Source organism: Peribacillus simplex (assembly GCF_900156045.1).
Taxonomy (GTDB): Bacteria; Bacillota; Bacilli; order Bacillales; family DSM-1321; genus Peribacillus; species Peribacillus simplex_D.
On the sequence record NZ_FTMX01000002.1, the window covers coordinates 896,764 to 909,232 of the forward strand.

The following is a 12,469-nucleotide window of genomic DNA, read 5'->3' on the forward strand; positions in this document are numbered from 1 at the left end:
TCAGCAAATGACGTTCCCAAACCAGCACCTTCAACTCCTCAGGCATTGGTTTCTATCTATATGTTAGAACAAAGTTGATTGGAGAGAAAGGTGCGAGCGCGTCTAGGGGAGACCCCGCAGGCACATGCCGAGGAGGCTCCCCGACCGCCCGCGGAAAGCGAGTTTCTTGAGCGGAAATCAACTTCCAAATTGTACAAGCCATAAAAAACTGTGGCAAACTCGGCTTCTTCGAATTTGTCTACAATCTCAGGGATCTTCGATTGGAAGGTCCCTTTTCCATTATGGCTTTATATTAACTCTCGGAAATCTCTAAGTGTCATAAAAATTAATGGGAAAAAGCTTATCCCTTCATATTCAACAGATATCCTTCAATATCGTGCTTGCTTTTTAATATAACTATTAGCTTTTCAGGGTGGCTCTTTTGAAGATCTGCAAATCTCATTTTCATTTCTTTCTTGCGAGGAAAGTAGGTGGTCATGATAAATTTAACAAACTGCCAGTCTAATTTTCATTGCAGCCTTTACCCATATCAGGTCTTGTTTTACCTAGATAAGATAACCAACGTTTTATAACTCGGTAAAGGCAAACTCGGAGAGGAAGTTCTAAATAAATGATCGTATCGGCTAGCTCCGAACGTAAATTAAAAGAATTACTATAATTGCCTTCCATTATCCACCTGTCATGACTCAATACTTCCTTCTGAGCAGAAATAAAATCCTCTAAAGGAGCTTCCACCCAGCCTGGCCTCCAGTAGAATAAATCCAAATGATGTACTTCGATATCCAAATTATCTCCAAGTCTTCTTGCAAAAGTAGATTTTCCGACACCCGCGGACACTCCGATAACCATGATACGTTCCATTTATATACCAGCTTCCTCACTTTATTAATTGAAATAACCAGTAAGTCTACCAAATATATATAACCTTTTTAACTACCTCCTTCCTTTGCACTTCCCTTTAGTTCCATAGAAAAGGCGACCCTTCTTGAATGAAGAATCGCATCAGTTATAGAAAAGGTAGTATGGTCACTTCAATGTCCTGTCAATGAACAAGCCTGACTTCTATTTTATCTCTATTAAATTAGTTGCCCTAAATGTTGCCTCGCCTCGTAATCAACAAGTTTTTCATCCTGCTTAATTCGTGCCAGATAATCCGGGTTGGCAATAAGCGGACGTCCAATCGCCGCAACGTCAATAATGCCTTTTTCCAGTGCTGCTTCTGCGGTTTCAGGATCAAGCCCACCTACACCAATTATGATTCCATCCCAGTGGCTGCGTACCAATTCATGCATCGTCAATCCTCTTGCAATCGGTTTGGTAAATTCCATCGTGGATGGGTGAATCATTTTGACTCCTGTTTCATTGAACGCTTCAATAAATGTTTGGATCGCTTTTTCAGGGTCTTCCCACATATAAGAAGGCTGGTCAATTTTCAAAGCCGAGAAACGAATGAGGGTGCGCTCCACTCCAACAGCTTCAATAACTGCTTTTAGCACTTCCTTCATAAAAGTCAGACGCTGTTTTAAATCACCACCGTACCGATCGCTCCTTTTATTGGAGGTGTCAGAATTGAACTGGTCTATTAAGTAGCCGTGTGCACCATGGATTTCAACGCCGTCAAAGCCAGCATCCATTGCATTCTTTGCAGCTTGTTTATATTGGTTCACAACTTCTGCAATATCCGTCTCTGTCATTTCTTCAGGAATGTCAAAAGGTTTACCGAATCGTGAAACCTTACCTTCTGCAGCGATAGGTGACGGGGCCTGCGGAGGAAGTCCTCCTGCAATTTCATGGTGGCTTGCACGGCCCACATGCCAGATTTGCGCAATAATCGTTCCGCCTTCTGCGTGCACTGCTTCGGTTACTTTTTTCCACCCATTGATTTGCTCTTGAGTATATATTCCGGGAACACCAGGATTGCCCTTTGCTCTTGGTGAAATCACTACACCTTCAGTAATGATAAGCCCGATTCCATCTTGTGCCCGTTTTCGGTAATATTCTACGGTCAGGTCATTCACAACACCCGTTTCGTTATCGGCAAACGTCCGTGTCATAGGAGCCATTGCCGTTCTTGTTTTTAAATTCCATGCACCTATTGTTACGGGTTCAAACATTTTGGTTTTCTTTGCATTCATTTGAATTCCTCCTGTTAACCGCTTTACCTGAGCTAAATTTTAGTAACTATTACTGTGTAAGATTATCCGATAAGTGGTTGGTTTTCAAATAATCCACTCTGTTTTTATAGCTTTCGATAAAATATAGGAATAAAGTTCCAAACAAAAAGCCAGACAGAGAACTCTTTCCCCTGCTGGCTATTTAACTTTTTTCATTAATATCTTATTAGTCTCGTGCTGTCTTGATAAAAAGTGACACGATCAAACCAATGATTGCAAGGACAAGACCGAATATAAAGGCATCTTGAACACCTGCAGTCAATGAACCGCTGATGGCCGATGGATCGAACGGATCTTCTGCATTTGCCATATAATTTTTTTGGGATGCTGACATGATTGTAATGGCAACGGTTGTACCGATGGCCCCCGATACTTGCTGCAATGTATTCATTAAAGCCGTTCCATCCGGATAAAGATTTTTCGGCAGTTGATTCAGACCATTTGTCTGGGCCGGCATCATGACCATCGAAACACCAATCATAAGGAGAGTATGCATGACGATTACCATAATGATCGTCGTTTCAGTCGTTACGTTCGTCAAAGTCCATAACATGGCAATCATGATAATGAAGCCTGGGATCACTAACCCTTTTGGCCCGAACTTATCAAAAATGCGGCCAGTAACCGGAGACATGATACCATTAAGCACTCCACCCGGTAATAGTACAAGCCCAGCAGAAAACGCAGCTAATGCAAGACCGGTTTGCAGGTATAACGGTAAGAGAATCATGGATGACATGATGATCATGAATGTGATGAAGACGGTTATTAACCCTAACGTGAACATCGGGTATTTAAAAACGCGTAAATCAATCATCGGTTTATCCATGTTGAATTGCCTCACAGCAAACAGGAATAGCGCTATAAGTCCAACAATGATCGAAGATAGAACTATCGCATTGCTCCATCCTTGCTCCCCGACAATACTAAAGCCATAAACAATTCCCCCAAAACCGATGGTCGATAAAAGAATGGATGGTACATCGATTTTAGGTTTGGTGATCGTTGAAACGTTTTGCATATACTTAAGACCGAATAGTAAAGCGATCACAAAGAACGGCAAAGACACCCAGAAAATGTAATTCCACTTTAGGTTTTCGATAATCAAACCTGAAGCAGTCGGTCCGATAGCTGGGGCAAACATGATCACCAGCCCCATCAATCCCATCGTCGCTCCCCTTTTATGAATAGGGAAAATCAATAAAATGGTATTGAACATGAGAGGTAATAAGAGACCCGTTCCGATAGCCTGGATGACACGGGCTAGCATCAAGATGCCAAACCCAGGTGCAATTGCTGCAATGAGTGTCCCAATGATGGAGAACACCATTGAGGCAATGAATAATTGACGAGTATTGAACCACTGAATCAAGAGTCCCGAAACGGGAACCAATATCCCCAATGTTAATAGGTAACCCGTTGTCAGCCATTGCACAGTGGCAGGACTGGCATTGAATTCTTGTATTAAATCCCCCAGCGCCATGTTTAATGCCGTTTCGCTGAATAACCCAATGAACCCTGCAATTAAAAATGCAATTAATATAGGGGTCGTTCTAATGACTGGGTTTTGTTGCTGTGTTGCATTTGCAGACATAAAATAATTCCTCCAATTACTAACTGTTCGACCTAAGCTTAAGATAATTTTTCCGCATGACTTATTTATTTATCAGCAATAATGGTATCTGTTCCGCAATGGCTTGGAGAGGTTCCCCGTTTTTCGCCGTTAAGGATAAAAGGATACCGCCTTCGATTAAAGCATTGATTACGATACTCAATTCTTTTGCCCGTTTCTCACTGAATTCCGCCTCGAGTAATTTTTTCACATATATGGATTGCCAATCTTCTATCGCTTCTTGACAGGCCGTTCTTATCTGCTCACTCGTCGTATATGTTTCCGCTGCAATCGTCCCGATTGGCAGTCCTAATAGATTATCACTATCACCAAATACCTCGGATATATGAAAAATATGAGACTGAATGGCTTTTATAGGGTCTTCAATTTCATCAAATCCCCGTTTAATTTCATCTATCACGAATTCTTTTGTATGGATAATCGCCTCGATCGCCAATTCTTCCTTGCCTTTCGGAAAATAATGATACAGCGAACCTTTTGGGATACCACTTTCCTCAATAATGTCCTTGAGCCCTACACCGTAATATCCACGTATCCGAAAAAGTCGGGAAGCAGCTTCAATAAGAATGTCTTTCGAGTTTCGTTTTTCTGTCATAGCTGGATCACTCCTTGAAATTATATTAACCGGTCTATTAGAGACTATACTTGTATATCATTGTTTTGTCAAAAATGACAAAGCCTTTGTATAAAATATTTTATTGAATTTGATTGTAAACAAAAAGAACACCTCATAATGGTGTTCTCTGCAAGTTTAAAAAATCAAGGAATCAATACTTCTAATCCGCAATTTTTTTAAAACGCTTCCATTAATGATCAAAATAATCGGCCGGCCATCATAATCTTCAAGGATTCTTGTCATGATTTTTGAAATCAAGAATAGCAATTACAAACATGCCAAAGCTTAGCATTAGGGAAATAACTTCGAAAGTACCCATTCATACATCGCCTCCTTATATCCAGCTTTTCCTGATCAGAGATTGTCCTATACAAGAAAAAGATGAAGCGGTGGCTTTAAAACAAAAAAAGCAAACCCAATCAGGGTCTGCCCTCGTACTTCATTCTTATGATTGATCGTTGAACTTTCTTTCAAAAGACCGATTCCTGTTAATAACCAAGTTTTTTTTCCACAACGTTCATTAGGGGTTTACCGTCAGAAAAAAGCTTTAAATTTTTCAGGAATAATTCCATCACACGATCTAGGTGTCTGGAAGAGTTATAAGCATTATGCGGGGAAATCATGACATTTTCCAGCTGCCAGAAAGGGTGATCCTTAGGTAAAGGTTCTACTTCAAACACATCTAGAGCCGCTCCTGCTATGTGCCCATTGCTTAAGTAATCGATTAAATCTTCATCCACAATCGTATTACCTCGGCCGACATTAATTACATAGCTGCCTTTTTTCATTTTATTTAAACGTTCCTTATTAAAAAAATATGAGGTATCTTTTGTATATGGAAGTGCCAAGACGACAAAATCAGACCTGGAAAGGACATCATCCACTTGATCCATACCCATTATCAAATCAGCAGGTTCATATTCTTTGTTCCTTTTTGAGGGATTCCGGCGGCACCCGATAACGGTCATACCTAGTGCTTTACATCTCTTTGCTATCTCATAGCCAATATCCCCATACCCTATTATCCCCACTGTCGCATTTTCAAGGTCTTTCACAGGAATTTCAACCCAGGTTTTGTTCATTTGATTTCGGATCATTGTCGGTATGCCTCTTGCTAACGAAGATAGCATCGCAATTGTATGCTCGGCTATCGGGACAGATGTGCAGCCTTTGACATTCGTGATGATGACATCGCTGTTTTGTATATCTTCATTCAGCATGGCCTCCACTCCAGCACTGTCTGAATGGACCCATTTAATCCTTGGAGCTTTTTTTATAATGTTAAGATTATCATGAAGCCCCAGCGTATAAAGGACATCAAACTTTGATAAATCAACTGTTGGCTGTGGTTCAGGTTCGCCGAGTTCCCATGGCTCGACAACAACTTCTGAACAAATCTCCTTAAACTCATTGATATATTTTTCCGGTATATCGACCCTGATATAAAGTGAAGGTGCCATTTTCTTAGAACCAGACATTATAAAACCTCCTCAAGAACCTCCGATTCCCTTTTCCCGCTTTTATGGGAAGGCAATCCGTTGCGATTATACCATGCCGCACTTTATGATTACTTCAAGAAATCTGGTTGCTCTTTTCTGATTCTGTCCCAAAGAGGCTGAAAACTCAGCCATCCCTCATATTCCGTTCCCGTTTGTTCTGCCGTTAACTTTGCATACTCTTCTTCTATAAAAATCGGCTTACCTACAGATTCAGCCATTATCTGTGCTTGACATGAACGTTCCATCGTTATGAACCACCAAGCAGCTGAATCTACAGATTGGCCGACCGTTAACAATCCATGATTGCGGAGGATGACAGCTTTGTTTTGACCTAAAGCCTTAGCAATGCGTTTTCCCTCTTCAGATGCATAAACCACACCAGTAAAATCATCAAATAATGCATGGTCATTGTAAAATTGGCAGGCATCTTGCGTAATCGGATCTAACAGTCTCCCTAAGGAAGACCATGTCTTTCCATAGACCGAATGAGCATGTGCCGCTGCAATCGCATCCGGTCGCGCTTTATGAATTTCAGAATGAATGGCAAAGGCAGCACCATTCACGGAATGTTCCCCCTCTACAATTTCACCTTTATGATTAACCAATATAAGATCAGAAACGGAAATCTGACTAAAATGCATCCCAAACGGATTGACCCAGAAATGGTCTGTATATTTTGGATCACGGACCGTAATATGGCCAGCTATCCCTTCATCGAAACCGAACTTTGAAAAAAGGCGGAATGAAGCTGCCAAACGTTCCTTCCGGTGATTGCGTTCCTCTTCCATTGTATTGAATGTTGCGGGTTGCAGGGAAATTGTCTTTGTCATTTTTACTTTCCTCCTCTATTTTTCCGTTTTTTGCCGAGCCTTCAATTAACCATAGTGTCCATGTCAGCTTTACCATTTACATCTTGCTTTACTTTACTTTCGTTCTTGTGATCATTATTGGAACTTAGGAAAGTAATCGTAGTGATGACGACAAAACTAGTAGCGAGCCCGTACAGAATTGGTTGAGTGGAGGAAGGTCCATTAATCACCAATCCCACAATAATAACGATCATGCTGGCCAGAATGGAGTAAAATGCTGCAGTGGCCGTGACCCTTTTCCAAAAGAAACCAAGGATGATCGGAAAGAACACAGCACCGGATAAAATTGCGTAAGCTACATCCAATGCAACTAAAATATCTTGAATCCATATCGAAACGATTATGGTCAATACACCGATCGTTAAAGTTGTAATTCGGGATGTTTTTAAAAATTGTCGTTCACTCATTTCTGGACCAATATATTTTTTAATGATGTCATTAACAACTAAAGTGGACGAAGCAAGCAAAGTTCCTGACGCTGTGGACATTAGCGCAGATACCACACTCGCAATGACAACCCCCAATAGACCGGCAGGTAAAGTTACCATCGCTATGCTGGTAAATGCATTTTGTGGATCTCCTAAATCGGGAAGGATAATAAAAGCGCACATTCCAATGATACTGATTGCAATCGCATAAAAAACACTATATAGTCCCGCTCCAACCGTTCCGCCACGAGAAACAGCTTTGGTTCGTGCGGTAAAAAGACGCTGCCAAATATCTTGGCCAACAACTACCCCGAGGGTAAATAGTAGGAAATATTGAAAAATTGTCTCTCCGCCAATGTTTCCTAGCTCGAAATGTGATGCAGGGAGATTTTCTTTAAGCGAGCCCCACCCTCCTGCCTTTGAGATGCTCATCGGAAGCATGATAAAGAAAATACCGATCGTCATGATGACGAATTGCACGACATCAGTCATGGTGACTGACCACATACCTCCTAATATCGTATAAAATAAAACGATCCCGCCCCCGACTATCATGGAAACCGTTAAATTCCAGCCAGCCAAAACATGTAAAATCGTCCCCATCCCAATCACTTGCGTTACAGTCAGCATGAATGTATAGATAACAGAGACAAGGGCACTGATCAATCTTGTCTGAGAGTTGTAGCGCTTCTCAAGCATTTCACTGATCGTCAATACTTTTAAATTAAATATCTTATTTGTTAAAAACAACCCGATAGCGATAATGCCGAGTCCGATCATCACCACCAGCCAAATACCGGATATCCCAAACTGATAACCTAACTTTGCTGTTCCTAGAGTAGAAGCACCCCCTAATATCACAGCAGCTAAACAGGATAAATACATAAAATGACCAAGATTACGTCCTGCCACAATGAAATCATCTGCCGTTTTTGCCCGTTTGGATCCGATTACTCCCACAATGATTAAAACAGAAAAATATAGAATCATGATCGATACATCCAAAATATGCATTTATACATCTCCTTTTGGGCTTGTTATGTTCTATCGCTTAGTAAAGAAGAAAGGAAGGGATTTCACCGATACCTTCCTTCTTTCCAGTAAAAATGAGGAATTAATTGTTAAGCTGTGTTTCCAAATCTCCGGCTCTCTCTTTTTTCTCCAGTTTCCCTTTTTTTGCGAGAGCGATGAGTGTGATGAATTCATAGACGATATTAGCGGCTGCGGCTGCGGTGATTTGTCCGTGATCATATGATGGTAAAACCTCAACAAGGTCGAATCCAACAAAATCTATATTCGTCAATCCTCTCACAAAGGCTAAAGCATCATCAATGCTGGCTCCGGAAACTTCAGGGGTACCTGTTCCTGGAGCATAGACCGGATCTAAAAAATCAATGTCAAAAGATAAAAACACCGGACCATCCCCAACACGCTCATGAATGACCCTTAGCATCTTTTCGACCCCGATACGTTTATAATCGTTTGTCGTATAAACGCCCAAACCTAAATCCCGGGCATCCTGAAGATCTTCCGGTCCATATAGACCACCCCTCATACCAATTTGAAGGGATCGGGATACATCAATGAGACCCTCTTCTATCGCGCGGCGAAAAACGGTTCCGTGATTATACTTTTGATCAAAATAACTATCCCAAGTATCAGAGTGAGCATCGAATTGAAGCAGGGCAACTGGACCATGTTTTTTTACGATTGCACGTAACTCCCCTAGCGTAATGGAATGATCGCCTCCCAATGAAATGGGAATGATCCCTTTTTCAATGACAGGGGTAAGCTCTTCTTCGATCTTGTTATATGTTTCAGAAATATACCCCGGAATGATCGGAATATCCCCATAATCAATTCCTGATATATAGTCAAAAATATTAATATCTTGTTCTGGATTATAAGGACGTAAAAGGATTGAAAAATCGCGAATGGCTTCTGGTCCGAATCTAGCACCCGTTCTAAATGATTGCCCGGAATCAAAAGGAATTCCCGTAATGACAAAATCCATATGTTCATCTACCTGTTCAACAAATGGGAGTCTCATAAACGTACGCACTCCACAAAAACGGGGTGATTTGAATGAGTCTTTCGGTTGATACTTCATCATGTAACATCCTCCTAAATTCTAATTCTACTATTATTGTTTTCACTCCACTGCAATGGCAGATGTCATACAAACTTCCATCTATTCAAATGGCTGTTTTCGAATACTTTGTTGCTATTCACCAAGTAATGCGGTGTGGTTGATTTCCCCTCCAATGCTCGCTTTCCGCGGGGCGGGCGGTGAGCCTCCTCGGCGTGAACGCCTGTGGGGTCTCACCTGTCCCGTTGCTCCCGCAGGAGTCTCGCACTTCCGCTCCAATCAACCTTAAATAGTTTCATTTTAAAAAGAACAATCTTTACGAAAAGAGCCTTTCAAATAGAATGGACAACATATAACACCTTGTTTGGAAATTCACTTCTTACCTTTTACATAAGCAAGATTCAGGCCAACTATTTCGCTGCGGTATATAAGGCTTTTCATTATTTTGTTTCATCAAATGATTAAAAACTTAATCATTTTCTTGTTTTTTAATTTAATTTTTGATTATTTAGACTTTTTGATTTATATTTTAATTAAACAGCATCCCAGAACCGAAAGGAGCGGAATGTATGTACGACGATATGCTGGAGGAAGAACTAAATAAGATTATTGAAACATCGAATAATAACATTCTCATTACCGATCAAGATGGAATCATTTTATATTCCAACCCAAAGCTTTGGGAGATTTATGGTATGGAAAGTGACTCTTATATCGGTACCTCCGTCTATCAATTAGAAAGCGAGGGCCTTCTCACACCTTCCATCAATGCAATTGTTTTAAAAGAAAAGAAAGCGAAGCGCATAATGCAGGAAACGAAAACGGGTCATGTTGTCATGTCCACTGGCTATCCCATTTTTAATAAGGAAGGACTTCTCGTCAGGGTAATCAGCTATGGGCAGGATCAAACCGAGATCCTGCAATTGCAGGATCAATTTGAACAATTACAACGAAAAGTAAAAGGCTATCAAACGGAAGTCGAGGATTTAAGAGAAAAGGAACTGGATTACCATTATTTGATTGCTAGAAGTAATGAAACGAAGCATATTTTAAAAACGATCCATAATGTTGCAAAAACCGATGCCACGATTCTTTTATTAGGTCCTTCCGGGGTAGGGAAAAGCACTTTTGCCCGTGCTGTTCATGACCAAAGTAACCGAAAGAAAGAACCTTTTATCGAAGTGAATTGCAGTACGATACCTGATAGCTTGTTTGAATCGGAAATATTCGGCTATGAGCCGGGATCATTTACAGGAGCAAATAAACAAGGGAGGCAAGGCCTGATTGAGCAGGCTGACAGCGGAACCCTTTTCTTGGATGAAATCGGGGAACTCCCACTTGCCATGCAAGCTAAATTACTGAAAGTATTACAGGAAAAAAAGATAAAGCGCATAGGTGGAAAAAAGGAAAACCATATTAACTTCCGCCTGGTTGCAGCAACTAATCAAGATTTGAAGGAGATGGTAAGTGAAGGTAAGTTTAGATTGGACTTATTTTATCGTTTGAATGTGATTCCCATCCAAATTCCGGCATTACATGAACGTAAAGAAGATATCCCTCTCTTAATTCAGCATTACTTACAGAAAACCAGTGATAAATACCAGAAATTCAAAAAAATCCATCCATCAACTTATGAAGTTTTGACCCATTATCATTGGCCAGGAAATATTCGGGAATTAGAAAACTTAATTGAACGGTTAATCCTGACCATCGAAGAACCAATTATATTTCCCGAACACCTTCCGCAATCCATCACAGGGCAAATTGAACAGCCTGAAGACTCCACCTTCCTTGCAATCGAACAGGATTGTGAAGAGAATTTCGATTTAAAGAAGACACTGGAAAAGGTTGAAAGGCAACTGATTGAAAAAGCATGGAAAAAATGTAAAACCACGTACGAAATGGCAGAACATTTGGGCATCAGCCAGCCAACAGTCATCTATAAATTAAAGAAATACAAAAAGTATTTGTAAATTCATCTGGCCTGGAATTCACTAAAAGTGAAATCTTTGAATCGAAAATAAGGGAAATTAAAAAGCCCTAAACATTCAAGATGAATGGGATTCACAAATATCATTTAGCAAAAAGGCTCCCATTAATGGAAGCCTTCTATTACTAACATAGCAATTTTGCCAAACATTTTTTATGCATTCAAGCTTTTTTCCAATTTAGAACCGCAGGATTCGCGGATGATCAACTCATCTTCCAGAACGAATTTTTTCTGTTCAATGGTTCCGCCTTTCATTAAGGTCAGCAATAAGTTCGTTGCCTTTTTCCCTATTTCGTACTTAGGCTGGTCAATGGTCGTTATATGAGGATTAAAAATCGATGCTATTTTCAAATTATCAAAACCTACGACAGCAATATCCTCGGGAACGCTCAAGCCTTGATCCTGGATCGCCTTTACAGCTCCCAGCGCCATTTCATCATTAAAAACAAAGACTGCTTCAGGCTTGTTTTCCAGCGATAATAATTTCACCATCTGGTCATAACCCGAGTCAATGCCATAATCCCCTTCCTGGATGAATTCCGGGTTGACCTTCAAGTGATGGCTATTCATCGCCTGCTGGAACCCCCCAAGGCGATCCCGGCTGAGAATGACATTCATAGGCCCTGTTATATGGGCAATCCGTCTATGTCCAAGCTTGATTAAGTGTTCCGTAACTTTTCTGGCACTGCTTACATTGTCGATCGAAACAGTTGGAATATCCAGTCCGTCCACGTATTCACATGCCAGTACAATCGGAAATTGATTTGATAGTTTTTCCAGGCTTTCCCTGTTCATTCTAGCGGTAAGGAGTAACGCTCCATCTGCCTGCTTTTTGTATAGCAAATCGATATATTCCTTTTCCCGTTCAATGTCGTTCTCTGTATCTCCCAATATAACCTGATAGCCATTTTCTACAGCTGTATGCTCAATGCCCCGAAGCACTTCGGAAAAAAAGGGCCTTGTTATATCCGGAACGACGACCAGAATGATCTTTGTCTCTTTCGTCCTGAACTGACTGGCAATCATGTGAGGCTTGTAATTCATCTCTTCAATCACCTGCAGCACCTTTTGTTTAGTATCCTCGCTGACTAAATCCGGCTGTCTGAGCACTCTTGAAACGGTTGCAGGAGATACGTTTGCCAATTTCGCCACATCGCTCATTTTCATACTA

11 protein-coding genes are annotated in these 12,469 nt (G+C 40.8%); 1 reads left to right on the forward strand and 10 read right to left on the reverse strand.

The window, feature by feature from the left end; genetic code table 11:
* Positions 1-501: 501 nt before the first annotated feature.
* From BW986_RS10840 to speB, 9 genes are all read right to left on the reverse strand, one after another.
* A complete protein-coding gene (locus BW986_RS10840; protein WP_311316544.1) occupies positions 502-861 on the reverse strand; it encodes a P-loop NTPase family protein in 360 nt (119 codons plus the stop codon).
* A gap of 215 nt (positions 862-1,076) precedes the next feature.
* The gene (locus BW986_RS10845; protein WP_081395572.1) at positions 1,077-2,135 is read right to left on the reverse strand and encodes an alkene reductase; all 1,059 of its coding nucleotides are present in this window, start codon (positions 2,133-2,135) and stop codon (positions 1,077-1,079) included.
* 205 nt (positions 2,136-2,340) lie between these two features.
* A complete protein-coding gene (locus tag BW986_RS10850; protein WP_076367741.1) occupies positions 2,341-3,768 on the reverse strand; it encodes an MDR family MFS transporter in 1,428 nt (475 codons plus the stop codon).
* Positions 3,769-3,829: 61 nt separating this feature from the next.
* The gene (locus BW986_RS10855; protein WP_076367743.1) at positions 3,830-4,402 is read right to left on the reverse strand and encodes a TetR/AcrR family transcriptional regulator; all 573 of its coding nucleotides are present in this window, start codon (positions 4,400-4,402) and stop codon (positions 3,830-3,832) included.
* 247 nt (positions 4,403-4,649) lie between these two features.
* Positions 4,650-4,742: a putative holin-like toxin gene (locus BW986_RS31225; protein WP_220126990.1), complete on the reverse strand. Its 93-nt coding sequence runs from the start codon at positions 4,740-4,742 to the stop codon at positions 4,650-4,652.
* A 169-nt stretch (positions 4,743-4,911) separates the two neighbouring features.
* Positions 4,912-5,901 (reverse strand): D-2-hydroxyacid dehydrogenase, encoded by a 990-nt coding sequence (locus tag BW986_RS10860; RefSeq protein ID WP_076367745.1) that lies wholly within the window; start codon positions 5,899-5,901, stop codon positions 4,912-4,914.
* A gap of 89 nt (positions 5,902-5,990) precedes the next feature.
* Positions 5,991-6,752, reverse strand: a complete 762-nt coding sequence (locus tag BW986_RS10865) for a class II aldolase/adducin family protein (protein WP_076367747.1) — start codon at positions 6,750-6,752, stop codon at positions 5,991-5,993.
* Positions 6,753-6,793: 41 nt separating this feature from the next.
* On the reverse strand, positions 6,794-8,233 hold the full coding sequence (locus BW986_RS10870) for a sodium:solute symporter family protein (RefSeq protein WP_076367749.1): 1,440 nt from the start codon (positions 8,231-8,233) through the stop codon (positions 6,794-6,796).
* A gap of 100 nt (positions 8,234-8,333) precedes the next feature.
* On the reverse strand, positions 8,334-9,332 hold the full coding sequence (speB, locus tag BW986_RS10875; RefSeq protein ID WP_076367751.1) for an agmatinase: 999 nt from the start codon (positions 9,330-9,332) through the stop codon (positions 8,334-8,336).
* A 545-nt stretch (positions 9,333-9,877) separates the two neighbouring features.
* Here speB and BW986_RS10880 point away from each other — a divergent pair.
* Positions 9,878-11,281 carry a sigma-54 interaction domain-containing protein gene (locus BW986_RS10880; protein ID WP_076367753.1) on the forward strand — a complete coding sequence of 468 codons (1,404 nt, stop codon included), beginning with the start codon at positions 9,878-9,880 and terminating at the stop codon, positions 11,279-11,281.
* Between the two features lie 170 nt (positions 11,282-11,451).
* Here the strand turns inward: BW986_RS10880 and BW986_RS10885 are convergent, their stop codons facing one another.
* A complete protein-coding gene (locus BW986_RS10885; RefSeq protein ID WP_076368027.1) occupies positions 11,452-12,465 on the reverse strand; it encodes a LacI family DNA-binding transcriptional regulator in 1,014 nt (337 codons plus the stop codon).
* Between the last annotated feature and the right edge of the window lie 4 nt (positions 12,466-12,469).